The sequence below is a fragment of the Aeromonas sp. Marseille-Q5825 genome (genome assembly GCF_946892685.1).
GTDB classification, from domain to species: Bacteria; Pseudomonadota; Gammaproteobacteria; order Enterobacterales; family Aeromonadaceae; genus Aeromonas; species Aeromonas rivipollensis.
Genome location: NZ_CAMPOU010000001.1, coordinates 213164 through 238393, shown reverse-complemented (window position 1 = coordinate 238393; position 25230 = coordinate 213164). Strand labels below are relative to the sequence as shown.

At 59.9% G+C, this 25230-nt stretch carries 26 protein-coding genes and 2 tRNA genes; 5 read left to right on the top strand and 23 right to left on the bottom strand.

Annotated elements, in window-relative coordinates; translation table 11 throughout:
- Nucleotides 1–7: 7 nt before the first annotated feature.
- The 9 genes from rimP to rlmE form a co-directional block, all read right to left on the bottom strand.
- Complete coding sequence (gene rimP / locus OC537_RS01115; RefSeq protein ID WP_106887615.1) at nt 8–466, bottom strand: ribosome maturation factor RimP; 459 nt, start codon at nt 464–466, stop codon at nt 8–10.
- Nucleotides 467–632: 166 nt separating this feature from the next.
- Nucleotides 633–709 (bottom strand) — tRNA-Met (locus OC537_RS01110).
- Between the two features lie 92 nt (nt 710–801).
- Nucleotides 802–886 (bottom strand) — tRNA-Leu (locus tag OC537_RS01105).
- A 9-nt stretch (nt 887–895) separates the two neighbouring features.
- Nucleotides 896–1222, bottom strand: coding sequence for a preprotein translocase subunit SecG (gene secG, locus OC537_RS01100; protein ID WP_025326063.1), 327 nt, complete (start codon nt 1220–1222; stop codon nt 896–898).
- Entirely contained in the window at nt 1223–1987 is a 765-nt protein-coding gene (tpiA, locus tag OC537_RS01095) for a triose-phosphate isomerase (protein WP_262108614.1), read from the bottom strand. It lies immediately after the preceding gene.
- Between the two features lie 131 nt (nt 1988–2118).
- The gene (glmM, locus tag OC537_RS01090; protein ID WP_262108613.1) at nt 2119–3453 is read right to left on the bottom strand and encodes a phosphoglucosamine mutase; all 1335 of its coding nucleotides are present in this window, start codon (nt 3451–3453) and stop codon (nt 2119–2121) included.
- A gap of 17 nt (nt 3454–3470) precedes the next feature.
- The gene (folP, locus tag OC537_RS01085) at nt 3471–4316 is read right to left on the bottom strand and encodes a dihydropteroate synthase (RefSeq protein WP_262108611.1); all 846 of its coding nucleotides are present in this window, start codon (nt 4314–4316) and stop codon (nt 3471–3473) included.
- 83 nt (nt 4317–4399) lie between these two features.
- Nucleotides 4400–6352 (bottom strand): ATP-dependent zinc metalloprotease FtsH, encoded by a 1953-nt coding sequence (gene ftsH, locus OC537_RS01080; RefSeq protein ID WP_111910384.1) that lies wholly within the window; start codon nt 6350–6352, stop codon nt 4400–4402.
- A gap of 45 nt (nt 6353–6397) precedes the next feature.
- Nucleotides 6398–7027: a 23S rRNA (uridine(2552)-2'-O)-methyltransferase RlmE gene (rlmE, locus tag OC537_RS01075; RefSeq protein WP_262108602.1), complete on the bottom strand. Its 630-nt coding sequence runs from the start codon at nt 7025–7027 to the stop codon at nt 6398–6400.
- Nucleotides 7028–7124: 97 nt separating this feature from the next.
- Here rlmE and yhbY point away from each other — a divergent pair, with 97 nt between their 5' ends.
- Both yhbY and OC537_RS01065 read left to right on the top strand, forming a co-directional pair.
- Entirely contained in the window at nt 7125–7421 is a 297-nt protein-coding gene (gene yhbY, locus OC537_RS01070; protein WP_025326057.1) for a ribosome assembly RNA-binding protein YhbY, read from the top strand.
- Nucleotides 7422–7526: 105 nt separating this feature from the next.
- Nucleotides 7527–8120, top strand: coding sequence for a PilZ domain-containing protein (locus OC537_RS01065; protein ID WP_163136389.1), 594 nt, complete (start codon nt 7527–7529; stop codon nt 8118–8120).
- A gap of 48 nt (nt 8121–8168) precedes the next feature.
- Here OC537_RS01065 and greA read toward each other — a convergent pair whose 3' ends face one another.
- The 10 genes from greA to pomA form a co-directional block, all read right to left on the bottom strand.
- Nucleotides 8169–8645 carry a transcription elongation factor GreA gene (greA, locus tag OC537_RS01060; protein ID WP_041205192.1) on the bottom strand — a complete coding sequence of 159 codons (477 nt, stop codon included), beginning with the start codon at nt 8643–8645 and terminating at the stop codon, nt 8169–8171.
- Between the two features lie 384 nt (nt 8646–9029).
- On the bottom strand, nt 9030–9398 hold the full coding sequence (locus OC537_RS01055; RefSeq protein WP_106887621.1) for a PRC-barrel domain-containing protein: 369 nt from the start codon (nt 9396–9398) through the stop codon (nt 9030–9032).
- Nucleotides 9399–9476: 78 nt separating this feature from the next.
- Entirely contained in the window at nt 9477–9629 is a 153-nt protein-coding gene (locus OC537_RS01050) for a hypothetical protein (protein ID WP_163154255.1), read from the bottom strand.
- 349 nt (nt 9630–9978) lie between these two features.
- On the bottom strand, nt 9979–10647 hold the full coding sequence (locus tag OC537_RS01045; protein ID WP_262108589.1) for an ABC-type transport auxiliary lipoprotein family protein: 669 nt from the start codon (nt 10645–10647) through the stop codon (nt 9979–9981).
- Nucleotides 10644–11597: an MlaD family protein gene (locus OC537_RS01040; protein ID WP_262108587.1), complete on the bottom strand. Its 954-nt coding sequence runs from the start codon at nt 11595–11597 to the stop codon at nt 10644–10646. The genes OC537_RS01045 and OC537_RS01040 overlap by 4 nt, the downstream gene beginning before the upstream one ends.
- Entirely contained in the window at nt 11594–12385 is a 792-nt protein-coding gene (locus tag OC537_RS01035) for an ABC transporter ATP-binding protein (RefSeq protein ID WP_262108585.1), read from the bottom strand. The genes OC537_RS01040 and OC537_RS01035 overlap by 4 nt, the downstream gene beginning before the upstream one ends.
- Before the next feature lies 1 nt (nt 12386).
- Nucleotides 12387–13511 carry an ABC transporter permease gene (locus tag OC537_RS01030; RefSeq protein ID WP_262108583.1) on the bottom strand — a complete coding sequence of 375 codons (1125 nt, stop codon included), beginning with the start codon at nt 13509–13511 and terminating at the stop codon, nt 12387–12389.
- A gap of 165 nt (nt 13512–13676) precedes the next feature.
- Entirely contained in the window at nt 13677–14048 is a 372-nt protein-coding gene (locus tag OC537_RS01025; RefSeq protein ID WP_262108581.1) for a BON domain-containing protein, read from the bottom strand.
- Between the two features lie 387 nt (nt 14049–14435).
- Nucleotides 14436–15329 (bottom strand): flagellar motor protein MotB, encoded by an 894-nt coding sequence (locus OC537_RS01020; protein WP_025326043.1) that lies wholly within the window; start codon nt 15327–15329, stop codon nt 14436–14438.
- A gap of 8 nt (nt 15330–15337) precedes the next feature.
- A complete protein-coding gene (pomA, locus tag OC537_RS01015; protein ID WP_106887625.1) occupies nt 15338–16096 on the bottom strand; it encodes a flagellar motor protein PomA in 759 nt (252 codons plus the stop codon).
- A gap of 234 nt (nt 16097–16330) precedes the next feature.
- Here pomA and xseB point away from each other — a divergent pair, with 234 nt between their 5' ends.
- The 3 genes from xseB to dxs are packed head-to-tail and all read left to right on the top strand — an operon-like array spanning nt 16331 to nt 19360.
- On the top strand, nt 16331–16582 hold the full coding sequence (gene xseB, locus OC537_RS01010; RefSeq protein WP_025326041.1) for an exodeoxyribonuclease VII small subunit: 252 nt from the start codon (nt 16331–16333) through the stop codon (nt 16580–16582).
- Nucleotides 16583–17473, top strand: coding sequence for a (2E,6E)-farnesyl diphosphate synthase (gene ispA / locus OC537_RS01005; RefSeq protein ID WP_106887626.1), 891 nt, complete (start codon nt 16583–16585; stop codon nt 17471–17473). It abuts the gene before it with no gap.
- 21 nt (nt 17474–17494) lie between these two features.
- Entirely contained in the window at nt 17495–19360 is a 1866-nt protein-coding gene (dxs, locus tag OC537_RS01000) for a 1-deoxy-D-xylulose-5-phosphate synthase (RefSeq protein ID WP_262108571.1), read from the top strand.
- A gap of 76 nt (nt 19361–19436) precedes the next feature.
- Here the strand turns inward: dxs and OC537_RS00995 are convergent, their stop codons facing one another.
- The 4 genes from OC537_RS00995 to OC537_RS00980 all read right to left on the bottom strand — a co-directional run bounded on the left by OC537_RS00995 (nt 19437) and on the right by OC537_RS00980 (nt 24791).
- Complete coding sequence (locus OC537_RS00995) at nt 19437–20378, bottom strand: ABC transporter permease (protein WP_025326038.1); 942 nt, start codon at nt 20376–20378, stop codon at nt 19437–19439.
- 3 nt (nt 20379–20381) lie between these two features.
- A complete protein-coding gene (locus OC537_RS00990) occupies nt 20382–21356 on the bottom strand; it encodes an ABC transporter permease (protein ID WP_106887628.1) in 975 nt (324 codons plus the stop codon).
- Between the two features lie 95 nt (nt 21357–21451).
- Nucleotides 21452–23008 (bottom strand): ABC transporter substrate-binding protein, encoded by a 1557-nt coding sequence (locus OC537_RS00985; protein ID WP_106887629.1) that lies wholly within the window; start codon nt 23006–23008, stop codon nt 21452–21454.
- A gap of 58 nt (nt 23009–23066) precedes the next feature.
- Nucleotides 23067–24791 carry a dipeptide ABC transporter ATP-binding protein gene (locus tag OC537_RS00980; RefSeq protein ID WP_106887630.1) on the bottom strand — a complete coding sequence of 575 codons (1725 nt, stop codon included), beginning with the start codon at nt 24789–24791 and terminating at the stop codon, nt 23067–23069.
- Between the last annotated feature and the right edge of the window lie 439 nt (nt 24792–25230).

Here is a 25230-nt window from a genome sequence, read left to right as displayed (position 1 = left end):
AGCCTCGTTAACCAAAGTTCGGCACTATGTTCGCTTTTTGGATATTGGTGAAAGCCAACACCTCGTCCTTACCATCTACTGTCAGGGTGACCATGTCCCCCTGCACAGCTTTGATTACGCCTTTGAACTTGCGGCGGTTGTTTGTTGCCATCCGAAGCGAAACCGCCGCCTCTTGGCCAACGTATTTTTCGAACTGGGCAACCTTGAACAGCGGACGATCCAGGCCCGGGGAGGAAACCTCGAGGTAATACTCCTCGGTGATGGGATCTTCAACGTCCATGATGGCGCCAACCTGGCGGCTCACCTCGGCACAGTCTTCCACCGTCACGCCTTGCTCTGAGTCGATGAAGACGCGCAAGGTCGAGTGCTTACCCGCACGGATAAACTCGACACCCCAAAGTTCAAAACCCAAGGCAACGACCGGAGCCTCGAGCAGATCGGTCAAACGTTGTTCCAACGTAGCCAAAGTCACCCTCCGAAAAACAAAAAAAGGGCATATAGCCCAGATAGATATCGATTCAGAGTAAATCGCACATAACAAAAAGCCCCGATGTCAAATCGGGGCTTGGCGCTTTACCCTGATTGTCGCCTCGCAGCGACCGCCTTCCTGAGCGTAGGAAATGCGTGAAATTTGGTTGCGGGGGCCGGATTTGAACCGACGACCTTCGGGTTATGAGCCCGACGAGCTACCATGCTGCTCCACCCCGCGTCCGAAATCGTGCGAGATTATAGCCAGATCATTCTCTTCATACAAGACTGAGTGGCTATAATACACCCGGTTACCCGGGCTCACTGCTTAATTGGTGCCGTGGGCGGGACTCGAACCCGCACACCCTAGAGCACTACCCCCTCAAGATAGCGTGTCTACCAATTCCACCACCACGGCAAAAACTCTTTACTCGGGAACGTCAGTGTCTTTCTTTACTGGCGCTTTGGTCTGCTCAACTTGCTGAGTCTGTTGCAGATTTTCCCATTCGCTACCCTGTTTTACCTTGTTGCTTGACATGGAGCCGAGCACCAGGCTGATCAAAAAGAACAGAGTGGCCAAAATTGCAGTTGTGCGGGTCAGGAAACTGCCTGAACCACCGGAGCCGAATACAGTATTCGATGCCCCTGCGCCGAAGGAGGCGCCCATATCAGCCCCTTTACCTTGCTGAATCATCACCAGACCGATCAGAGCCAGTGACACCAGCAGATAAACGACTAAAAGAATCTCGTACATTTAACTTGCACCCTTTGCCGCTTCAACAATTCCTAAAAACGCATCGCTATCGAGGCTTGCTCCACCTATCAGTCCGCCATCAATGTCGGGCTGGGCAAACAAATCTCTCGCGTTGGTCGGCGTCACGCTCCCACCATAGATGATTCTGACTTTCTCACCTATTACCGGAGTATCCTCCGCCAAGCGACCACGTATAAAGGAATGAACCTCTTGTGCCTGCTCGGGTGTGGCGCATTTACCTGTACCTACAGCCCAAATCGGCTCGTAGGCGATGATAGCATTATCGAAAGCCATCGCGCCATTTTTCTCTATGACGATATCCAGCTCTTCGGCGATCACCTCGAAGGTTCTTCTCGCCTGCCTCGCCGCACCTGACTCCCCCAGACAAAGGATGGGAATCAAACCTGCCGCTCTGACTGCCGCAAACTTCTCTGCGACGATAAAGCTGGTCTCACCAAAGAGACGCCTGCGCTCGGAGTGCCCAACCAGTACGTATCGGCACCCTGCCTCGACCAGCATCTCACACGAGATTTCACCCGTATAAGCGCCTTGTCGGTGCTGGCTCACATTCTGAGCCCCCAACCTTATCGCCTTCTGCTCATCGAGCAGTCGTGCGGTAAAGTCGAGATGCACATGGGAAGGACAGAGAACAACATCTACATGATCACCAACACCCTTCAGGCATTGACTCGTAAACTGCTCTAACTGCGACCTACTACCGTGTAACTTCCAGTTGGCTGCTACAAACGGCTTGCGATGTCCCATCGGCAACTCCCTTGCGAAAGCGGGGCTGATAATATCCAGAGGATGATCAGCTGACAAGTGCTATTTTCAAATTTTCGAATCGTTTGAACAAGATACAACCAGGGCGGTTAAAAAACCGCCCTGGTTGCTCATTAAAACGCCGATTCGACCTGTTGGGCGATGCGTTGTGCCATGTCACGCACCTGTTGCTCATGCTCTCCTTCCACCATCACCCGGATCAGGGGCTCGGTGCCGGATTTGCGCAGCAGGACACGGCCACGGCCACCCAGTTCCTGTTCCACCTTGGCCACTTCCTGCTGCACGGCGTCGGCCGCCAGCGGATCCTTGCCCTCGGCAAAACGTACGTTCACCAGTACCTGGGGGAACTTGCTCATACCGGAGCGCAGCTTGGCCAGCGGCATCTCCGCAGAGCACACCGCCGTCAGCACCTGCAGGGCGGCGACTATGCCATCCCCTGTGGTGGTCTGATCCAGGCAGATGATGTGACCCGAATTCTCGCCACCTATGCGCCAGCCCTTCTCGTTCATCATCTCGAGCACATAGCGGTCACCCACCTTGGCACGGGCAAACGGAATACCGAGCGTCTGCAATGCCAGCTCCAGGCCCATGTTGGCCATCAGGGTACCGACTACGCCGCCCTTGAGGCGACCGTTGCGCAGGGCATCGCGGGCGATGATGTAGAGGATCTCGTCCCCGTCGATGATGTAGCCAGTGCTGTCTACCATCACCAGGCGATCGCCGTCACCGTCGAAGGCGACACCGAGATCGGCCTTGCACTCCAGCACCTTGGCGGCCAGCGCCTCAGGTGCGGTAGAGCCCACCCCATCGTTGATGTTGAGGCCATCCGGGCTGCAACCGATGGCAATCACCTCGGCGCCCAGCTCGCGGAACACTGAGGGTGCGATGTGATAAGTCGCGCCATGGCCGCAATCCACCACCATCTTCACCCCTTCCAGGCTCAGATGGGTGGGGAAGGTGCTCTTGCAGAACTCGATGTAACGGCCGGCGGCATCGTCGATGCGCTGCGCCTTGCCAAGTTCGGCGGACTCCACGCACTTGAGCTCGTGATCCAGTTCGGCTTCGATGGCCAGCTCCACCTCATCGGGCAGCTTGGTGCCGTCGGCGGAGAAGAACTTGATGCCGTTGTCGTAATAGGGGTTGTGGGAGGCGCTGATGACGATGCCAGCCTCGGCACGGAAGGTGCGAGTCAGGTAGGCCACCGCCGGCGTCGGCATGGGGCCCATCAATATGGCCTTGAGGCCCGCAGCGGAGAGGCCCGCTTCCAGCGCCGATTCCAGCATGTAGCCGGAGATCCGGGTGTCCTTGCCGATCAGCACCTTCTTGGTGCCCTTCTTGGAGAGCACCTTGCCGGCGGCCCAGCCCAGCTTCATCACGAAATCCGGAGTGATCGGGTATTCACCCACCTTGCCGCGCACACCGTCTGTGCCGAAGTACTTTCTGGTCATTGTCTGTTCTCGTTATTTTATCTGGATACGAAATCTTGTCCCGTCATGGTCATCCAGCCTACGCGCAGCGCGTCCATGGTGGCTCGCACGTCGTGCACCCGAATGATCCTGGCGCCATGTTGCAACCCGATCAGGGCGCAGGCCAGGCTGCCGGCCAGCCGCTCATCAACGGGGCGGCCAAGCAGATTGCCTATCATAGACTTTCGCGACATCCCCACCAAGAGCGGCAGACCGTAATCCAGCAACTTCTGCTGCTCGGCCAGCAACTGATAGTTGTGTGCCACCGTCTTGCCAAAGCCATAACCCGGATCCAGCAGCAGGTGCTGGCGCCGGATCCCGGCATCCAGGCAAGCGGCTATCCGCTCGTCGAAGAAGGCCCTCACCTCCCCCAGCAAGTCGTCGTAATGGGGTTCTGCCTGCATGGTTCTTGGCTGTCCCTGCATGTGCATCAGGCACACGGGCACGTCAGCCTCTGCCGCGGCAGCCAGGGCACCGGGCTCGAGCAGGGCCCTCACGTCATTGATGAGGTGGGCACCTGCCGCGCAGCCCGCCCTCATCACGGCAGCCTTGGAAGTATCGAGGGAGATCATCACATCCAGCTCCTGGACCATCCGCTCGACCACGGGGATGACCCTGTCCAGCTCCTCCTGCTCACTCACGTCGGGGGCGCCAGGGCGGGTCGACTCGCCGCCGATGTCGATGAGGGTGGCCCCCTCCTCCATCATCTGGCGGGCATGGGACAGGGCCAGTTCAAGCGGCTTGAAGCGGCCGCCATCGGAGAAGGAGTCCGGCGTCACGTTGAGGATCCCCATGACGTGGGGACGATCCAGGGAGAGGCTGCGCCCCTTGCTGATTAGTTGCATCTTTACATCTACCTGTCACAAGAAAATCTGGGTATCGCATAAAGAAAAACCCCGGGCAAGCCCGGGGTCTGGATCATGAAAGCTTATTTGGCCGGCACATCGTTCGCCTTGTCGATGTCATTGCGCGGTGCGCTGTTGTCATCGGCCTGCGCCTTGACCTCGGGCTCGCTGCTCACGCTGGCGCCGCCTTGCGGGGTGTCACCGTGCTCATCGTGCCAGTTGCTGGGAGCACGGACCTCACGACGGGCCATCAGATCGTCGATCTGCTTGGCATCTATGGTCTCGTACTTCATCAAGGCATCCTTCATGGTGTGCAGCACATCCATGTTGTCCTGCAGGATCTGCTTGGCACGAGCATAGTTGCGATCGATGACCTGCTTGACCTCGGCATCGATGACGCGCGCGGTGTCGTCGGACATGTGCTTGGCCTTGGCCATGCTGCGACCAAGGAAGACTTCACCGTCTTCTTCGGCATAGAGCATGGGGCCCAGACGCTCGGACATGCCCCACTGGGTGACCATCTTGCGGGCGATGTCGGTGGCACGCTCGATGTCGTTGGAAGCACCGGTCGATACCTTCTCGGCACCGTAGATCAGCTCTTCCGCCAGACGACCGCCATACAGGCTGGAGATCATGGACTCCAGATGCTGCTTGGAGTGGCTCCAGCGATCCTGCTCCGGCAGGTACATGGTCACCCCAAGGGCACGGCCACGGGGGATGATGGAGACCTTGTAGACGGGATCATGATCCGGTACTACACGGCCGATGATGGCATGACCGGCTTCATGATAAGCGGTCATCTCCTTCTCGGAGTCTCTCATCACCATGGAGCGACGCTCCGCACCCATCATGATCTTGTCCTTGGCCTTCTCGAACTCCAGCATGGAGACCACACGACGGCTCTCACGGGCGGAGAACAGGGCGGCTTCGTTGACCAGGTTGGCGAGATCGGCGCCGGAGAAGCCCGGGGTACCACGAGCAATCACAGCGGCATTGACGTCATCCGCCAACGGAACCTTGCGCATGTGTACTTTCAGGATCTGCTCACGACCGCGGACATCCGGCAGACCGACCACGACCTGACGGTCGAAACGACCCGGACGCAGCAGAGCGGGATCCAGCACGTCTGGACGGTTGGTCGCGGCGATGACGATGACGCCTTCATTGCCTTCGAAGCCATCCATCTCGACCAGCATCTGGTTCAGGGTCTGCTCACGCTCATCGTGACCACCACCCAGACCGGCGCCACGCTGACGACCGACCGCATCGATTTCATCGATGAAGATGATGCAGGGGGAAGACTTCTTGGCCTGCTCGAACATGTCGCGCACCCGGGAGGCACCGACACCCACGAACATTTCGACGAAGTCGGAACCCGAGATGGTGAAGAAGGGCACCTTGGCCTCACCCGCGATGGCCTTGGCCAGCAGGGTCTTACCTGTACCGGGCGGGCCGACCAGCAGCACGCCGGTGGGGATCTTGCCGCCCAGTTTCTGGAACTTGGTCGGATCACGCAGATAGTCGACCAGCTCTTTGACCTCTTCCTTTGCCTCGTCACAACCCGCCACGTCGACGAAGGTGGTCTTGATCTGATCTTCACTCATCAGGCGAGCCTTGCTCTTGCCGAACGACATGGCACCCTTGCCACCGCCGCCCTGCATCTGACGCATGAAGAAGACCCAGACACCGATCAGCAACAGCATCGGGAACCAGGAGATGAAGATGGACGTGATCAGAGACGGCTCTTCCGGCTTCTCACCCATCACCTTCACGTTGTGGTTGAGCATGTCGTTGAGCAGTTGGGGATCCGGCGCAGGGATGATGGTGGTGAAACGTTCACCGGTGCGCTTGACGCCATTAATGACCTTGCCATCCATCCGCACTTCACGGATCTGCTCTTGGGTCACTTCTTTCACGAAGCTGGAATAGTCCAGCTGGCGACTGGTGGTATCGCTGGGGCTGAAGCTATTGAACACCGACATCAACACGACGGCGATGACCAGCCACAGGATTAGGTTTTTCGCCATGTCACTCAAATCAATGACCTCGCAGACTGACAGTTAACGATGAGGGTTAGGGTACTACAGTTTAAAACCGGTAGCCACAATGTAGACTTCTCGTGAACGGGCACGGGAGGAGTCTGGTTTACGAATCTTGACGACAGAGAAAAGTCTACGAATTTCATTGAGATAGGCATCAAACCCCTCCCCCTGGAATACCTTGACCACGAAACTGCCATTACTGCGCAGGACCTGATTGCACATGTCCAGCGCCAGCTCGATCAGATACATGGAGCGAGCCTGATCCACCTGCTGGGTCCCGCTCATGTTGGGCGCCATGTCAGACATGACCACATCAACCTTGTCCGGGCCAACTCGTGCCAGCAAGGTGGCAAGCACAGTTTCCTCCCGAAAGTCCCCTTGCAGGAAATCGACACCGGCAATGGAATCCATCGGCAGAATATCGCAAGCAATCACTCGCCCCTTGTCACCCACCTGATCGATGGCAAACTGGGACCAGCCACCGGGGGCCGCCCCCAGATCCACCACCGTCATGCCCGGCTTGAGCAGTTTGTCCTTGCCCTGGATCTCATCGATCTTGAACACGGCACGGGAACGCAGTCCCAACTTCTGGGCTTTTTTGACGTAATGATCGTCAAAATGTTCTTTTAACCAGCGGGTTGAACTGGGGGAATGTTTTTTCTGGGTCATGATTGTCGACTTTAAAAAACCACAAGGGTTATTAGTATTAAGGGCTAAGTGGGGGTAGAATACGCCCCTTTCAACCCTGACTTATGAAGAAATTGCCATGATTCTCAACAATAAACAGAAACAGTACCTCAAGGGCCTAGCCCACAGCCTGAAGCCGGTCGTCCTGCTGGGACAACACGGCCTGACCGAAGGGGTGCTGGCCGAGATCGATCTGGCGCTGAACCACCACGAGCTGATCAAGGTTAAGGTGTCGTCTGAAGATCGTGAGATGAAACAGCTGGTGATGGAAGCCATCGTCCGTGAGACAGGCGCCATCAAGGTACAGAGCATGGGCCATGTACTGACCATCTATCGTCAGGCCACAGAACCCAAGATCCAGTTGCCCCGCAAGTAACAGGAAAGAGCGTTCGCTCTTTCCTTCATTTCTCTTCTTCCCAAGTCGCTTGCCAAAATAGTCGTCAGGCCCTTAACCTGCGATGAATACTTGCGGACACCCACTATGGACAAGCATCAGATTCTCACCGACGAGGAGCTGGCCATGCTGCAGGACTTGGGAGACGCAGAGGACATGGCCGCCGGCCAGTTCCTGCGAGGCAACCTGAGTCTTCCCCTACAGAGCTTGCTGCAACGGGCCAGCCCCTTGACGATCGAGGCCCGTATCGCCGGCCATCAACTGCGTTTTCCGCTGCATTGTACCCTGGCGGCGGAAGGCCACACCGAGCTGCGCATCGCCGCCCCCACCATCACAGAGCTGGGCTCCCCTCACCTGCGCGCCTGGCGACTCGATGAGAAAGCCGTCCTGCACACCAGCGATGCCGAGTATGAGGTGCACAGCCTCTCCCTTGGCGGTCTCATCGTGGCAGGTTTGCCACCGACTCTGACCAAGGGCGATCGGCTGCACGGCACCCTCGGCATCGAGGGATTGCCCCCCCTGGCACTGAGCGGCACCCTGATAAGGCATGTCCAGTCCCACCAGAAGCACCATGACTGGGCCTTGCAATTCCAGCTGGACAAGGGAGATCAGGAGCAACTGCGGGACTGGCTCTTCCAGCGTCATCAGGACGCCTTCGTCCAGACCTATCAGGGGGACTAAATGGAACAGGGGAGCCGGGCTCCCCTGTCTCTTCACCGCACCTCATCGTCAGAGGTAGGCGACTTCCAGAATTTCGTACTCAACATCGCCAGCCGGTGTCTTGACGATGGCCACGTCGTCCACTTCCTTGCCGATCAGGGCACGGGCAATGGGCGAGTTCACGGAGATCATGTTCTGTTTGATGTCCGCCTCGTCGTCACCCACGATGCGGTAGACCACTTCCTCTTCCGTTTCGCTTTTCAGCAGAGTCACGGTCGCACCGAAGATGACGCGGCCATTGTTGGCAATCTTGGTGATATCGATCACCTGGGCATTGGAGAGTTTGCTCTCAATTTCCTGAATGCGGCCTTCACAGAAACCTTGCTGCTCGCGAGCGGCATGGTATTCGGCGTTTTCTTTCAGATCACCATGTTCACGGGCATCAGCAATCGCTTCGATAATCTGGGGACGCAGCTCGCTCTTCAGATAGTCGAGCTCTTGACGCAGCTTTTCAGCGCCGCGAACAGTCATCGGAGTATGATTCATAGTCGAAACCTGGGTTGCTTGAAAAAGAGAAGCTGCGGCAATCAAAGAGAGCCGCAGCTATCGGTTCGGATGAGGCATCTTAATATGAAGCCGCCACAAAATCCATGTCAGCCCCTGCGAGCGGGATCGCGCTTTGAATGACCAGAGGCCTGCCGGGAGGCTGAAGAAAATCGAGAGGATGAGGCGAACGGAGGCAGCCACGGCGACCTTGACCCTGGCTGCAATATTTTCGTTTTAGTTGTCTGATCAGGCTCACCACCGCATCGAGCCTCGCCTTGCCTAGGTGAAATCCTGCTTGCAGACACGTTTCCATGCCTTGCTGACGATCATAGGCCGGAGGGGATCAAAAGGCAGACCAACATCAAGCCAGCGTGCAAAACCACCTCAGTACCTGGTGTCGTAATAGCTGTAGATGCTCTTTTCCCAAGAGGTATCTGCCATGTTGGGCCAGTGGTCGCTATCAAAACCCGGGGCGTTCTTCATGCGTTCCTCTGTGGTATCCATGATGAAGCGCTTGTTTTCAGTATCGACCTTCAGGGCGCTCCAGGGTACGGCAAACAGCTTCTCGCCGAGACTGAGGAAACCGCCGAAGGAGAGCACCGCATAGCACACCTTGCCGTTTTCGATATCCAGCATGAGCTCCTTGATGCTGCCCAGCTTTTCACCTCTCGGGTCGTACACATCGTCGCCACTGAGCGTGCTGGCGCTGAGTACTCTTGACCCAAGACGGCTGGATGGAATGATATTGTTCATTTGATACTCCTGACATTGTTGGAAGAAAGAGTGAGGGGAAAAGCGCGTTGGCAGAACGCTAACCAACGCGGTAACAATTTATTTCCCCTTTCTGGCGTCCCTGCGCTCTTCTTTTCTATCGTCGGGGGCTGCCTGGTGTTTGCCGGCGGACACTGGAATCGCCCCCTTTGATTCCTTGTCGTCCTTGCCTTTGGTCTCTTCAGTACGACCCTTGAGTTGGTCCTTGTTCATGATGAACTCCTGATAGTCAGTTGGATGAGGGTGCGAGCACCGAGAATGGGATCCCGCACCAGCCATCGTGAGAATAAGCCGCACACAACAGGGGGTCTGTACGTTGACCCACATAGAGCACGGGCCCGGCACCTGACCAATGGCTCGCTGATACGGCGTTAAGCCAGAGCACCACTTGCTCGATACCCTCCCCCGGCTACCGCCGGCAAGACCCCTAGGCGACACAACCCGCCGACAGGAGAGGCTGAGCCTCAGGCATCAAGATGAAGCCCCATCCAGATGTCAGAACCAAGGGAGCCTGCAGCTCCCCGGCCTGTGCCAGCCCCCTTTTCTCTGCCATGTCTGCGGTTCAGCGGCGCGCCCCGGGTGAGGGGCGCCAGTTACCCGTGGCGTCGGCACAGAAGCTGGCCAGGCGCTGCACGACCTGCTGAACGGCACTATTGGCCGCCATCACGCCGCCGTAGGGATTGGCCTGCGGTGCTGGCACTGTCTCGTCGAATTCGCGCCAGGCCAGCACCTGGCGGCTGTCGCTGTCCACCAGGTAGGCCCGCAGCGTGAAGCGGGTACGGCTGGGTGATCTGTCGAACTCCTGCTGCAGGCGGATGATTTCGACATCGAGGCGCAGATCCCCCGCAGCCGCACTGGGAGCCAGGACGACGGCGCGAAAGGCCCCCGTGTCCTCGAGTGCGGCGACTATGCCAGGAGCTATCATCCGGGCGGGCGTATCGATCCATTCACTGTGCGCGAAATACTCCAGCTGATAGGGCTCGCGAACGTAGATGATCCGCTGGCTGTCGAAACCGGGGGCAGCCCGCGGCGGGTTGACGATCAGCGTAGGCGCGGCGTCCAGTCTGGCCGCGGCGGCCTTGGTCGGGGGGGATGCACCCACCCCGGAGAGCGAATAGAAGGCCGGTGGCGGCACCTTGGCCGCGTCGAACATGCTGCAGGCAGCGGGCAGGAGCAGCAACAGCGCGGCGACGGCGAGCCGGGTGAAGGGAGGTGCTGGCTGGCGGATCATGGCTGTTGCCCTCCTTCGGATGATTCTCCCGGGCCATCCGGCACCGGCTTGTGGCCAAACAGGAGCCCGGAGGGGTTGCGTTCGGTCTGCTCGCTGAGGCGACGCAGCGAAGTCGTCAGCACGCTGAGCTCGCCGAGCAGGCGTTCCAGCTGGGGCAGGGTCTCCGCCGTGAAGCGGTTGATGTCGCTGCCGACCGCGTTGAGGGTCTTGCCTGCGCTGGCACTGGTGCCGGCGATCTCATTGCCCATCTTCTCGACGGCATCCGCCGCCCGCCCGATACGCGCGATCAGGGGGGCGAGCTCGTGGCTCGCGCTTGCGCTGTTTTTCATCACCCTGGCCGCATCCTTCAGGCCGGCATCTATGCTCTCGTTGCGCTCGGCCAGGGTATGCGCCACCCGGGCAATGTCGGTCAGGGTGCTCTGGAAGGCCGCCTGATTCTCCGGACCGAGCAGGGCGTTGAGGCTGTTCGAGGTACTGTCCAGCTTGGCCAGCACGCTGGTGAGGACGTTCTCGAGGCGAGCAGCAAGCGATGGATGGGTGCGGATCACCGGATACTGATAGCCAGGGGTGGCCTGCAACAGGGGCATGTCGCTGGCCCCACCGCTCAGCTCGACATAGGCGATCCCCGTCAGGCCCTGTGTCTTGAGCACGGCCACAGTGTCCTGCCTGATCGGCGTGCCTCGCTCGATGGCGAACAGCAGATTGACCTGCTCGGGATTGGCCGGATCGAGCCGTATCTGCCTGACCCTGCCGACATCGACACCGTTGTATTTGACCGGAGCATTGAGATTGAGGCCGGCGACCGACTCCTCCGAGATCGCCAGATAGAGATCGTATGCCTTCTGGAAAGCCCCTCCCGAGGCGAGCCAGAGGATGACGGCCACCAGCAGGGTGCCGAGGATGACGACAAAACCCCCTACCAGGGCGTAACTGACCTTGGTTTCCATCATGTCCCCTCGCTGCGTTGCTCGGCGGCCCGACCTCGCGGGCCCTCGAAGAATGGCCGGATTGCCGGCAGATCCATCTTTGCCAGCGCTGTCATCGACCCTATCCCCTGCACCTTGCCGTCGCCGAGCACGGCGACGCGGTCGGCCACCTGCCACAGCAGATCGAGATCGTGGGTGATAAGGACTATGGTCAGGCCGAACAGATCGCGTAACTTGCGGATCAGACTGTCTATCTCGCCAGCGCTTTCGGGGTCCAGACCTGCGGTCGGCTCATCGAGAAAGAGCAGTTCGGGATCGAGGGCCAGGGCACGTGCCAGCGAGACGCGCTTTAGCATGCCGCCGCTCAGCTCGGCCGGGTACTGATCCCCCACGACCGGCTCCAGGCCGCTCATCGCCAGCTTGCTGTCGGCGATGTCGTCGATCAGCCCCTGTGCGAGCTCGGTGTGCTCACGCAGCGGCAGACCTACGTTTTCCCTGGCGGTCAGGGAGCCGAACAAGCCGCCACTCTGAAACATGACGCCCCAGCGCTGGCGCAGGGCAAGGGCGTCGGCGTCTTCGATGTTGGCGAGATCGACCCCGAGCACCCGGATCGAGCCCGACTCGGGTTGCTGAAGCAGGATGATCTCCCGCAGCAAGGTCGACTTGCCCGATCCCGAGCCACCGATCAGCGCGAAGATCTCGCCGTGGTTGACCACCAGATCGATCCCGTCATGGACCACATGCTCGCCAAAGCGCGTCATCAACTGGCTGATGATGATGGCCGGGGTGACACTGCCATCTGGCGCCTTCATCTCAAAGATCCAGGGCGCTGAATGCAACCGAGAAGAGCGCATCGGCCACTATCACCATAAAGATGGAGTGGACGACGCTACGGGTCGTCTGTCGTCCGACACTGTCGGCACCTCCCTTGGTTTGAAACCCCTGGAAGCAGCCAACGGTCACTATGATGGCGGCAAATACCGGCGCCTTGCCGATGCCGATCAGCAGATCCGTGACGCTCACCGTCTTGACGAAGCGATCGAGGAATTCGGTCGTGCCGACGTCCAGCTGGATGTGCGCCATCAGCATGCCCCCCAGGACGCCGAAGAGATCGGCGAAGAGGGTGAGCAGGGGGAGAGTGATCAGGAGAGCGAGCGCCTTGGGCAGCACCAGCGTGTCGAGCGGCGCAATGCCTATGGTGCGCATGGCGTCGATCTCCTCGGTCACCGCCATGGTGCCGATCTGCGCCGCGTAGGCGGAACCGGAGCGGCCGGCGACTATGATGGCGGTGATCAACGGTGCGAACTCTCGCAGCATCGAAAGCGCGACCAGATCGACGACAAAGATGTTGGCGCCATAGAGGCGCAACTGCGCGGCCCCCTGATAGGCGACGACGATGCCGAGCAGAAAGGAGAGCAAACCGACGATGGGCAGGGCATCGACACCTGCGCTGCGGATGTTGTAAAGAATTGGGCGCCAGCGAATCCGTGTCGGATGGGCCAGCCAGCCACCCAAGGCGAAGGTGCACTCGCCGATGAAGGCGAGCAGGGCGCAGCCTTGTGCCAACAGGGTCGCCGTGCCCTGACCCAGGCTTTCCAGGCGGGATAAAGGGTGAGAGGGTATAGGCGCGGGTCCCGGTGTGGCCTCCTGAGCCAGGGCATCGAACAGCCTGGCGAACTCCGGGCGCAGTTGGCGTAATTCGACGCCAGCCGCCTCGTCACGCAGCCGGCGCAGCAGTGTTTGCAGGATCCAGGCCCCTGCCGTATCGAGGGCCTCGATGCCAGAGGCGTCGATGACCCAATGCTCTCCGGCCAGGGCCGCAAGGGAGTCGAGCTCGCTTGTCAGCCTGCCCATACCCAGCGCAGTCCAGGATCCCGACAGCACCAGCGCCTGTGGCGTCGCCCGGCTCATAGCCGCCGGTGTGGTGGTCGGTTTCAAGGCTGGCCACCCTGACGACAGAGTGGCAACCCCGAACGGGCGACGTGCCTAAGGGCCCCCATCGACCGATGGCGGTAGCCACACAGGCAGCGTGCCGGATCACCCAGCTCAAAGGCTCCCCTGCACACCATGACGCCTTGCCATGAGAGGTCGTCGGGCGTTTGCCTAGCGCTCGGTCCCGACCTTGATGTCATTCTTGACAGAGGTCACCCCCTCGACGCCCATGGCAATCGCCACGGCCTTGTCCAGCGCCGCCTGATCCACCGCGCCGCCACTCAGGGTGACCTCCCCGGCATCATCGGTCTCGACATGGATATTGACCAGGCTGGACATCTGCTCGGCCGCAAGCCCCGCCTTGATCTTGGTGGTGATGACCGAGTCCTCGACATATTCCAGCGTCGAGGACTCCATGGTCGACGATTCAGATGGCATCGACTGCGCGGCATCGGTGTCGTCGGTGAGCTCGGCGCCGTGGCTGGCTAACGGGAGCAACAGCAGTCCGGTGAGGAGCAGGTTGGCACTGAAGATATGGTTCATGGTGGTTCCTTCCTGGAGGGCTGAAAAACGCACATCCGGCAGCCCGGGTGCTATCCATTCGCCGTGACGAAGATGTAACACGGGGCAGCGCGCAGTTCTGTACGGCATCGTACATAACGCGGGAGGTCGACAAGGCCACGGGGGAGCGGCATGAGATCAGGGGGGGAGATGAGAGCGCATTGCCGCGCGACAGGCGCCGCATTGGGAGTGACTGATGGGCGGGCGAACCGCAGAGGCGCGGTTCAATCGGCCACTGTTCTCACCCGATTTGCCTGAACATGCGGCGAGCGGAGGCCCTATGCTAGGCAACTCCGACTCAACAGAAAAAGAGAAGCAGCGGTTATCGGAGACAACCGCTGCCAGCGGGATCGCGCTTTCTTGCGAACGCTACTTGGGATCAGCCACACCGATAGGGGCAGATACCGTCGGTTTGCCCTGCATGATGGCGATCTCCACCCGCCGGTTCATGCGCCTGTTCTCCGGGCTGTTGTTCGGCACCAACGGCTGGGAATCCGCCATTCCCTGCACCACCAGGCGGTTGCCGTCAAAGCCGGGCACCTTGATCATCTGGTGGGCCACCGCCACCGCCCGCTGGGACGAAAGCTCCCAGTTGGACTGGAACAGCTCGTCTTCGGTGGCGACGTCATCGGTGTGACCGGAGACGGTGATCTCCCCGGGCACATCCTTGAGCAGGGTCGCCACTTTACGGATCACCGGCCAGAACTGGGGCTGCAGGAAGGCGGAACCCGCCGGGAACGCCGCCTTCTCGCGGATGCGAATGATGATCTGCTGACCCAGCGCCTCTATCTCTATGGCCCCGTCCTGGATCTGGGCCTGCATCTGCTCGGCCAGCGCCTTGGCCAGTTCGTTGGACTGCGCCTGCGCCTTCTGGGCCTGCTGGGCGGTGTCGCCACCGCTCTGTTGACCCTCGGTCTTGTCATGCCCCCCCGCCTGATCCGCATCCCCGGGCTGAAAATCCAGCTCGGTCTGGGTCATGTCGATGGTCTGCTGCATGATGGTGTCGATGGGGGTCGGTTCGGGCCGGCCAGGGCGAAACTCCTGAGCGATGACCGAGGTCCCCTTGGGAATATCCTTCACCTCCAGGATGTTCTGCACCCCGAACGCCTTCTCCATGGAGCCGGCGATCTGCTTGAACTTCTGCACATCCATCTCCGCAAAGGAGAGCAGCAGCACGAAGAAGCACATCAACAGGGACATGAGATCGGCGAAGGTACCCATGTAGCCCGGCAGGCCGGGAGGCGGACACTTGCACTTTGCCATGGGGCCTCCTAGTCAAGCCCGTTGTTGCGTTTGGACTGGTTGAGGTAGTTCTGCAGCATGGCCTGGATCACGCGAGGGTTCTGGCCGTCCTGGATGCCCATGATGGCGTCGAGGATCAGGGTGCGGCTCAACTGCTCCTCGCCGCTGCGCAGCTCCAGCTTGTCGGCGATGGGAATGGCCACCATGTTGGCTTCAATGGCGCCATACAGAGTCGTCAGCAAGGCTACCGCCATGGCCGGGCCTATGGACTTGGGATCACTCATGTTCGCCAGCATGGCCACCAGCCCCACTAGCGTACCTATCATCCCCATGGCGGGGCCGAGATCCCCCAGGGAGCGAAACACCTTGATGGCGATGACGTGGCGCTCCGAGGTCAGCTCAATGTCTTTTTCCATCACGGCGCGCACCACATCGGCATCATGGCCGTCCACCAGCATGTCGATGCCCTTCTTCATGAAGGCATTGGGGATCTCCGCCGCTTCCAGCGCCAGAAAGCCCCCCTTGCGGGCCGCGTCCGCCAGCTCTACCGCCTTGGCAATCAGGTCATCGAGCTTGTCGCCCTTGTACATGAAGGCCTTGCCCGCGACCTTGAATGCCATCAGGAACTGGCTGAGGTTGAACTTCATCATGCAGATGAAGAGGGAGCCCAGTATGGTGATATAGACCGAGGGCATATCAACATACATGTTCATGGGGCCACCCAGCAGCATGCCGTACACCACGACCCCGAATCCCAGCACTATGCCTATCAGACTGCCTAAATCCACATCCCTACTCCTGTTGCCGAACTTGCCATTTATTTATATTGCGTTGAATTTTCTGCTATTGCGCCCCTGGCAGCAAGCCCGGCACGCCTTCATAACACGTCGGCAATAGATGGATGCCAGCCCCCTGTTATCGGCCGCGGTCAGGATAGTTTGAGGGCGGCACACTTTTCTGCCTCCCCCCTGTGCCCGGTCGATGTTAAGATGAGCCGTTTTTTTCAATCCCCGAGGATGGACATGGCCAGTAAAAAAATCGACCGTCTGAGTTTTGATGCCACCCTGGAAGAGCTGGAAACCATAGTGCATCAACTCGAACAGGGGTCGCTCCCCCTCGAGGAAGCACTCAAACAATTCGAACAGGGCATCCATCTGGTGCGGGCCGGCCAGCAGAAGCTGGAGCAAGCCGAGCAGAAGATCCAGATCCTCCTGACCCAGGCCGACGGCAGCGAACAGGCGGTCCCCTTTCGATCAGAGCAAGGAGAGGAGTGAGTGACCCTGGACGATTTCTCCCGCCTGCACCGGCGCCGCATCGACGACTGCCTCTCGGCACAGCTTGAGGCTCTGCCCGCCATGGCACCACGCCTGCGGGATGCGATGAAATACGGCCTGCTGCTCGGCGGCAAGCGGGTACGCCCCTTCCTGGTCTACGCCGTGGGCGAGATGCTGGGGGTGCCAAGCGAGCGGCTCGACGGCCCCGCCGCTGCGGTGGAGTGCATTCACGCCTACTCCCTGCTGCACGACGATCTGCCCGCCATGGATAACGACGATCTGCGCCGCGGCCAACCGACAGTGCACAAGGCATTCGATGAAGGCACCGCCATCCTGGCCGGTGATGCCCTCCAGACCCTGGCATTCTCCATACTGGCGGACCATCCCCTCCCCGACGAACTGCTTGCCAACCGGGTACGGATGCTGAGCGCCCTGGCCCGCGCCTCCGGTTATCTCGGCATGTGCGGCGGTCAGGCGCTGGATCTGGAGGCCGAAGGCCGCCGGATCAGCCTCGCCGAGCTTGAGCAGGTGCATCGCCACAAGACGGGAGCCCTCATCGAGTGCGCCGTCACCCTGGGGGCCCTGTGCAAGGCCGACGTGGCGCCTGCCACCCTGGCCGCGCTGCAAACCTATGCCGCCGCCATCGGGCTCGCCTTCCAGGTGCAGGATGACATCCTCGACATCACGGGCGACACCGCCACCCTCGGCAAGCCGCAAGGTTCGGATCTGGCGCAGGAGAAGAGCACCTATCCGGCCCTGCTCGGTCTCGACCCTGCCCGTGAGCTGGCTCGCGAACTGCATGACAAGGCCTTAACAGCCCTGCAATCCTTGCCCTACAATACCGACATTCTGGAAGCGTTTGCCGATTACATCATCGAGCGAACCCACTAAACGCTGGATAACAGTAACAATATGAGCGTTGATATTAGCGATTTCCCCAACCTGGCCCTCGCGGATACGCCGGTCGAGTTGCGATCCCTGCCCAAAGAGCGGCTGCCCATTCTGTGCGAAGAGCTGCGCGAGTATCTGCTGCGCTCGGTGAGCCGCTCCAGCGGCCACTTCGCCTCCGGCCTCGGCACAGTCGAGCTGACGGTGGCGCTGCATTACGTCTACAACACCCCCTTCGATCGCTTGGTGTGGGACGTGGGCCATCAGGCCTATCCCCACAAGATCCTGACCGGTCGTCGCGAGCGCATTCACACCATTCGCCAGAAAGATGGCCTGCACCCCTTCCCCTGGCGGGAAGAGAGCGAGTACGACGTGCTCAGCGTGGGCCACTCCAGCACCTCCATAGGTGCTGCCCTCGGCATGGCGGTTGCCGCCGAGAGCGAGGGGCTGGGCCGCAAGGTGGTGGCCGTCATAGGTGACGGCGCCATCACCGCGGGCATGGCCTTCGAGGCCCTCAACCACGCCGGCGACGTCCACAAGGACATGCTGGTGGTGCTCAATGACAACGAGATGTCCATCTCCGAAAATGTCGGGGCGCTCAACAACCACCTGGCCAGGCTGATGTCCGGCAAGCTCTACACCACCATCCGCGAAGGCGGCAAGAAGGTGCTGGCGGGGCTGCCGCCGGTCAAGGAGCTGGCCAAGCGGGCCGAGGAGCACCTAAAGGGCATGGTGGTGCCAGGCACCCTGTTCGAGGAGTTCGGCTTCAACTACATAGGCCCCATCGACGGCCACGACATCCATGCCCTGGTCGAGACCCTGCGCAACATGCGCAACCTCAAGGGTCCCCAGCTGCTGCACGTCAAGACCAAGAAGGGCAAGGGCTACGAGCCCGCCGAGAAAGACCCCATCGGTTACCACGCCGTGCCCAAGTTCAACCCGGACGAGTGCGCCCTGCCCAAGAGTGCCGGCGGCAAGCCGACCTTCTCCGCCATCTTCGGCCAGTGGCTGTGCGACATGGCCGCCAGGGACGAGCGTCTGGTCGGCATCACCCCCGCCATGCGCGAGGGCTCGGGCCTGGTCAAGTTCAGCCAGCAGTATCCGGATCGCTACTTCGACGTAGCCATCGCCGAGCAGCATGCGGTCACCTTCGCCGCCGGCCTTGCCATCGCCGACAAGAAACCCGTGGTCGCTATCTATTCAAGCTTCCTGCAACGGGCCTATGACCAGCTGATCCACGACGTGGCGCTGCAGAACCTGCCGGTGCTGTTCGCCATAGACCGCGCCGGTCTGGTGGGTGCCGACGGCCCTACCCATCAGGGGGCGTTCGACATCAGCTTCCTGCGCACAGTGCCGAACATGGTGGTGATGACGCCGTCCGACGAGAACGAGTGCCGCCAGATGCTCTACACCGGCTATCAGTGCAACCAGCCCGCGGCGGTGCGCTATCCCCGTGGCAGCGGCTGCGGCACCGAGATCCAGAGCGAGATGACAGCGCTGGCACTCGGCAAGGGTCGCGTCATTCGTGAAGGCAAGGGCACCGCCATACTGGCGTTTGGCACCCTGCTGCATCAGGCCAAGGCCGCCGCAGAGGCGCTGGACGCCACCCTGGTGGACATGCGCTTCGTCAAGCCCATGGACGAGGCGCTGGTGCTCTCCCTTGCCGCCTCCCACGATCAGTTTGTCACTCTCGAGGACAACGCCATCATGGGCGGGGCCGGCTCTGCGGTGAACGAGCTGCTGATGCGTGCCAAGCAGTGCAAACCTGTGCTGAATCTCGGTTTGCCGGATCGCTTCGTGGAGCAAGGCACCCAGGAGGAGATCTATGCCCAGCTGGGGCTGGATGCCGCTGGTATCCAGGCCAGCATAGAGGCCTGGCTGCAAGCCTGATCAAGCGGTTAACGCGATCAAACAAAAGAAGGGCGCCTGATGGCGCCCTTCTTGTTTTCTGCGTGTCTGACCCTTCTTACCCTTTATAGATCTTCGGGTTGAACACATCCCGCAGCCAGTCACCCAGCAGGTTGATGACCAGCACCAGCACCACCAGGCAGATACCCGGGAAGGCGGTGATCCACCAGGAGCCGGAGAAGATGTAGTTGAAGCCCACGCTGATGAGCGACCCCAGGGACGGTTGATCCACCGGCATGCCCAATCCGAGGAAGGAGAGAGCCGCCTCGCTCATGATGGCGTTCGCCACCTGCACAGTGGAGATGACCAGGATGGGCGACAGGCAGTTCGGCAGTATGTGGCGGAACATGATGCGCGGGGCACGGAACCCCATCACCTGGGCCGCTTCCACGTACTCCTTCTTCTTCTCCGCCAGCACGGAGGCGCGTACCGTCCGGGCGTACTGGGGCCACTCGGCGATGCCGATGATCACCACCAGCATCAGGATGGCGAACTTCGAGTAGAACTCGGAGCCAAAGGTCGCCTGGAAGATGGCTGAGATGATGATAGCAACCATCATGGTGGAGAACGACAGCTGCACGTCGGCAAAGCGCATCAGCAGGTTGTCGATGCGACCACCGAAGTAACCAGCGATAAGGCCGATGACGATGCCGAGCACCAGCTGCAGACCGACGGCGAACAGGCCTATGGTCAACGAGATGCGGGCGCCATAGAGGATGGTGCTCCAGATGTCACGACCCTGGTTGTCGGTGCCGAGCCAGAAGCGCGCCTCGCCCCCTTCCAGCCAGGAGGGAGGCAGCTCCGCATCCATCAGATCGAAGCTAGTCTGGTCATAGACGTTGTGCGGTGCCAGCCAGGGCGCCAGCAGCGCCGCCAGTACGAACACCACAAACACCGCAAAGCTGAACATGGCTACCTTGTCCCGCAGGAAGTAGTAGACGATGTCAGAGTTCTTGAATCGCGCCCAACGGCTTGGGCTTGCAGTTACAGCGTTAGTCATCTGTTACCCCTTGGCGGTCAGGTTGACGGTCGGGTTGATGAACCCGTAGAGCAGGTCTACCAGGGTATTGGTCACCACGAAGATAAGGCCCACAAAGATGACGTAAGCGGTGATCAGCGGGGTATCGACCCTGTGGATCGCCTCGAGGAACAGGAAACCCGTCCCCGGCCACTGGAACACGCTCTCGGTCAGTATGGTGTAGGCCACCATGGTGCCGATCTGCACGCCGCCGACTGTGATGACCGGCAGCATGGTGTTTTTGAGGGCGTGGCTGTAGTAGACCTTGTTGTTATCCAGCCCCTTGGCACGGGCGAACTTCACGTACTCGGAGGAGAGCTGCTCCAGCATCTCGGAGCGTACCAGTCGGATGAACAGCGGCAGCATGATGGAGGAGAGCGACACCGCAGGCAGGATCAGGTGCTTGATACCGTCCCAGGTGAAGAAGCCCGACTCCCAGCCCAGCAGGTTGTAGGTCTCGCCACGGCCATAGGCCGGCAGCCAGCCCAGCTGGATGGAGAAGAGGTACATCAGCATGATGGCGGTCAGGAAGACCGGGATCGAGATGCCGATGCTGCTCACCGCCATGATGAGCTTGGTCAGGAAACTGCGCGGTCTTATCGCCGAATAAACCCCCAGCGGAATGGAGACCACGACGATGATGAGCGCGGCAGCAAACACCAGCTCAAGGGTAGCCACCAGCTTGTCGAGGATCACCTCGAGGGCCGGTCGCTTGAAGAAATAGGAGGTGCCCAGATCCCCTTGCACCGCGTTCTGCAAGAAGCGGCTGTATTTCACCAAAAAGGGATCATTGAGGCCCATTTTGTCGCGCAGCTCCTGGCGCACGGACTCGGAGACGGATTGTCCCACCAGCTCGCGCAGCGGATCCCCCAGGTTGTCCTGGATGGAGAAGGCGACCAGGCTGATGACGAACATCACTATCACGGCCTGATAGAACCGTTTCAGCAGGAATGTAAACATGCTTGTCCTTCTACGTGGCCTGTGTCTTGGCACAGGCTTCTGTTAATGACGGGGCACCCATGGGCGCCCCGCCAGGTCCTTCCTTAGCGCTTCACTTACTTGTTGACCACCAGGTCACCCAGGTAAGGGAAGTTCATCACGTTGACCACAGGCTTGATGTCGACGTTCTTCTTGGCACCGTAGGCCAGGTCTTCCCAGTGCAAGGGCACGTAGGCAGCGTCGTCGATCAGCATGGCTTCCACCTTCTGCAGGATGGCGGCACGCTTGGCCGGATCGGTTTCGGTGTTCGCTTCCATCACCATCTTGTCAGCTTCTGCGTTGGCATAACCGCCGCAGTTGTACTGACCCATGCCGGTCTTGGCATCCTTGGTGAAGGTCAGGAACTCGAAGAAGTTCGCACTGTCTTCGGTGTCGGAGTGCCAGCCGATCAACTGCATGTCGGAGGCGCACTTGTCAAACTCGGGCCAGTACTGGGCAACCGGCATGGTCTTCAGATCCACCTTGATGTTGATCTTGGACAGCATGGCGGAGACGGCCTGGGCGATCTTCACGTCGTTGACGTAGCGGGCAGCCGGGGAGATGAAGGTCATCTTGAAGCCCTTCTCGTAACCGGCTTCCTTCATCAGCTCCTTGGCCTTGGCCAGATCATACTGGGGCTTGAGCGCCTCGTTGTAACCGGCATAGCCTTTCGGGCTCAGCTGGCCAGCGGGGGTACCGAAGCCCTTGTTGATCTTGTCGACTATGCCCACCTGGTTGATGGCGTAGTTGATCGCCTGACGCACGCGCTTGTCTTTGAGCGCCGGGTTGGTGTTCTGGTTCAGCTCGATGATGATGGCGCGGGTACCGGACAGGGTCACCAGCTGGGAATCCTTGCCGTTCTTCACGCGCTCCAGATCGTTCGGGGCAACCGGGTAGATCATGTCCACGTCACCACCCAGCAGGGCGGCTACGCGGGTCGCATCTTCCTTGATCGGTACCACTGTCAGGTTCTGGACGTTGCCCTTGGAGGCCTTGTCCCAGTAGTTGGCGTTGCGGGCATACTCCAGCTTCACGCCCTGCTCGCGGAACTTGACGCTGAACGGACCAGTACCGGAAACATGGGTAGAGGCATAGGAGTCGCCGTTCTTGACGATGGCGGCCTTGTCCTTGCCGGCTTCATCCTTGCCGCTGTAGAACTTGGAGTCCATCGGGAAGATGTAGGTGACGGTCTGCAGCACCAGCGGGAACGGCTTGGCGGTGACGAGATCCACGGTGAAGTCATCCACCTTCTTGGCTTCGGCGATGGGGTCGAAGATCGCCTTGAAGTCCGGGGAGGCCTTCAGACGGTTGACGGTCCATACCACGTCATCGGCGGTGAAGTCGTTGCCGGAGTGGAACTTGACACCCTTGCGCAGGTGGAAACGGACGGTCTTGTCGTCGATGCGCTCATACTTCTCGGCCAGACGCGGCTCGAATTGCAGATCCTGGGTGTAACGCATCAGGGGATCGAACACCAGGTGAGACATCTCCAGGGTCTGACCGGAGAGCTGCTCCTGCGGGTCCAGCGAGGTGGCGTCAGAGGCGACGGCAACCTTGATGTCGGCGGCAGAAACGTTGAACGCGAGACCAGCGGCGAACAGCGCCATGGCGATCTTGGATAATCCTTTCTTCATGTCTTTCTCCATGCTTTTGGCTTTTTATTGACAGACAAACCGGCGAACCGGTGCTTTCCTAGCTTGCGATTTCCAGCCCCTCGCGGGACATTCCCTTAAATTCCGGCATGAGGGAGATCAGCTTGCGGCTGTACTCATGCTCGGCATTGGTAAACAGTTTTTCGGTCTCCGCGACCTCCACCAGGTGGCCGTGCTGCATCACGCCGATGCGATCGCACATCTGGCGGATGACCGGCAGATCGTGGCTGATGAACAGCATGGTCAGCCCAAGCTCCTGCTGCAAATCCTTGAGCAGGTTGAGGATCTGGGCCTGCACCGAGACATCCAGCGCCGAGGTGGGCTCGTCGCAGATGAGGAAGCGCGGTCGGGTCGCCAGGGCGCGGGCGATGGAGATGCGCTGGCGCTGACCACCGGAGAACTCGTGGGGATACTTGACCCCTGCCCCGCGGCCGAGGCCGACATGATCCAGCAGATCGCTCACTATGCCCTGGATCTGGCTCTCGCTGCTCGCCAGTTTGTGGAAGCGGATCGGCTCGGCGATGATGTCACGCACTTTCATGCGCGGGTTCATCGAGGAGTAAGGGTTCTGGAACACCATCTGCATCTGGCGGCGCAGCGGGCGGCGCTCATGCTCCCCTTTCAGGGCGGTGAGGTCGATCCCCTCGAAGAAGATCTTGCCGGTATCGGGCGGATAGAGACCCGTGATGGCACGGGCTATGGTGGATTTGCCGGAGCCCGACTCCCCCACCAGACCAAAGGTCTCCCCTTCGAAGATCTCGAAGCTGATGTTGTTGCAGGCGCGCACGTACTGGCGGCGACTCGGGAAGATGGAATCCTTGGTGACGAACTTCAGATCCACGTTCTCCACCCGCAGCAGGGCACCTTCATAGCTGCGCTCGTCCTGACTCTGGCCGAGCCAGTGAGTCTTGAGATCTATGCTGAGATCCGGCGCACCGGCATCCTCTATGTAGGAGACCAGGGGGAAGCGCACCAGCTTCACATCCGAGCGGGGCACCGCCGAGATGAGGCTGCGGGTATAGGGGTGACTGGGGCGACCCAGCACCTGTTCTGTGGTGCCGAACTCCACCAGGTCCCCGCGATACATGACAGCCACCTTGTCGGTGACGTTGGAGACCACGCCCATGTCGTGGGTCACCAGCATGCAGCCCACCTGACGCTCCTTGCAGAGGTTGCGGATGAGCTGGAGGATCTGGTCCTGAATGGAGACATCCAGCGCCGTGGTCGGCTCATCGGCGATGATGAGCTCGGGATCCCCCGACAGCGCTATGGCGATGACCACACGCTGGCGCATGCCACCGGAAAACTGGTGCGGGTACTGCTTGATGCGGATTTCCGGCTGCGGTATCCCGACCGCCCCCATCAGCTCGAGGGCCTTGGCAAAGGCGGCCTCGCGATTGAGATCGGTGTTGGCCAGTATGGTCTCCACCAGCTGCTGTTCAACGGTGAACAGCGGATTGAGGGAGGTCATGGGATCCTGGAAGATGAAGCCGATACGGGAGCCACGGATGGCCCGCATCTCGTTCTGGCTCTTGCCGGAGATGAGCTCGCCGTTGAGGTAGATATCGCCACGGGCGATTCGACCGGGCGGGCTCAACAGATCGATGACGGCATTGCCTATGGTGGACTTGCCGGCACCTGATTCACCGACCACACCGACGATCTCGCCTTTTTCCACGGAAAAAGAGAGATCCTTGACCGCGGCCAGCACCCCATAGCGGGAGGGGTACTCGATCCGCAAGTTTTTCACTTCGAGCAAGGACATGGTTACCTCTGCGGGGGACATCCGTCCCAAATAATTCGTCCGTAAATCAGCCGCAGATGCTGGTTGTGCCTTGGTACTTATGTTGAGAGCTTGTCTTGTGTAATAAACGCTCAATCCATGAGGCAGCCAAACCAGCGATCCGGGCGGGTTTTTTGCATTTTTTTGGAATAACCCGCGAGTAAGTTAGTCGGTTTGCCCGCGGGTGTAAATGATCCAGTTATACAATTTCGCAATACTTTGCGCAGATAACGCACTCGCCATTGGCGCAAAATGTCGATAAACATCACATTAACAGAGATTGTGATGGCAATGCGAGAGATTAGCTTATTTAAATTTCAACAAAGATGTAACAAGCAATCGAATCCACTATTCAATACAGACTGCGCGGCTTCGAATGAGTAGTGAATATTTATGTGAAATGATTTTTTAACGGCAGCAT

What these genes read in the sequence shown, in the direction of transcription:
- glmM (WP_262108613.1), bottom strand. Translation starts at nt 3,453, where the DNA reads ATGACCAGAAAGTACTTCGGCACAGACGGTGTGCGCGGCAAGGTGGGT.
- OC537_RS01020 (WP_025326043.1), bottom strand. Translation starts at nt 15,329, where the DNA reads ATGGCAAAGTGCAAGTGTCCGCCTCCCGGCCTGCCGGGCTACATGGGT.
- OC537_RS01050 (WP_163154255.1), bottom strand. Translation starts at nt 9,629, where the DNA reads ATGAACAAGGACCAACTCAAGGGTCGTACTGAAGAGACCAAAGGCAAG.
- greA (WP_041205192.1), bottom strand. Translation starts at nt 8,645, where the DNA reads ATGAATCATACTCCGATGACTGTTCGCGGCGCTGAAAAGCTGCGTCAA.
- OC537_RS00995 (WP_025326038.1), bottom strand. Translation starts at nt 20,378, where the DNA reads ATGACTAACGCTGTAACTGCAAGCCCAAGCCGTTGGGCGCGATTCAAG.
- OC537_RS00980 (WP_106887630.1), bottom strand. Translation starts at nt 24,791, where the DNA reads ATGTCCTTGCTCGAAGTGAAAAACTTGCGGATCGAGTACCCCTCCCGC.
- OC537_RS01035 (WP_262108585.1), bottom strand. Translation starts at nt 12,385, where the DNA reads ATGAAGGCGCCAGATGGCAGTGTCACCCCGGCCATCATCATCAGCCAG.
- OC537_RS01065 (WP_163136389.1), top strand. Translation starts at nt 7,527, where the DNA reads ATGGACAAGCATCAGATTCTCACCGACGAGGAGCTGGCCATGCTGCAG.
- rlmE (WP_262108602.1), bottom strand. Translation starts at nt 7,027, where the DNA reads ATGACCCAGAAAAAACATTCCCCCAGTTCAACCCGCTGGTTAAAAGAA.
- OC537_RS01045 (WP_262108589.1), bottom strand. Translation starts at nt 10,647, where the DNA reads ATGATCCGCCAGCCAGCACCTCCCTTCACCCGGCTCGCCGTCGCCGCG.
- OC537_RS01040 (WP_262108587.1), bottom strand. Translation starts at nt 11,597, where the DNA reads ATGATGGAAACCAAGGTCAGTTACGCCCTGGTAGGGGGTTTTGTCGTC.
- OC537_RS01025 (WP_262108581.1), bottom strand. Translation starts at nt 14,048, where the DNA reads ATGAACCATATCTTCAGTGCCAACCTGCTCCTCACCGGACTGCTGTTG.
- OC537_RS00985 (WP_106887629.1), bottom strand. Translation starts at nt 23,008, where the DNA reads ATGAAGAAAGGATTATCCAAGATCGCCATGGCGCTGTTCGCCGCTGGT.
- folP (WP_262108611.1), bottom strand. Translation starts at nt 4,316, where the DNA reads ATGCAACTAATCAGCAAGGGGCGCAGCCTCTCCCTGGATCGTCCCCAC.
- yhbY (WP_025326057.1), top strand. Translation starts at nt 7,125, where the DNA reads ATGATTCTCAACAATAAACAGAAACAGTACCTCAAGGGCCTAGCCCAC.
- OC537_RS00990 (WP_106887628.1), bottom strand. Translation starts at nt 21,356, where the DNA reads ATGTTTACATTCCTGCTGAAACGGTTCTATCAGGCCGTGATAGTGATG.
- tpiA (WP_262108614.1), bottom strand. Translation starts at nt 1,987, where the DNA reads ATGGGACATCGCAAGCCGTTTGTAGCAGCCAACTGGAAGTTACACGGT.
- xseB (WP_025326041.1), top strand. Translation starts at nt 16,331, where the DNA reads ATGGCCAGTAAAAAAATCGACCGTCTGAGTTTTGATGCCACCCTGGAA.
- OC537_RS01055 (WP_106887621.1), bottom strand. Translation starts at nt 9,398, where the DNA reads ATGAACAATATCATTCCATCCAGCCGTCTTGGGTCAAGAGTACTCAGC.
- secG (WP_025326063.1), bottom strand. Translation starts at nt 1,222, where the DNA reads ATGTACGAGATTCTTTTAGTCGTTTATCTGCTGGTGTCACTGGCTCTG.
- dxs (WP_262108571.1), top strand. Translation starts at nt 17,495, where the DNA reads ATGAGCGTTGATATTAGCGATTTCCCCAACCTGGCCCTCGCGGATACG.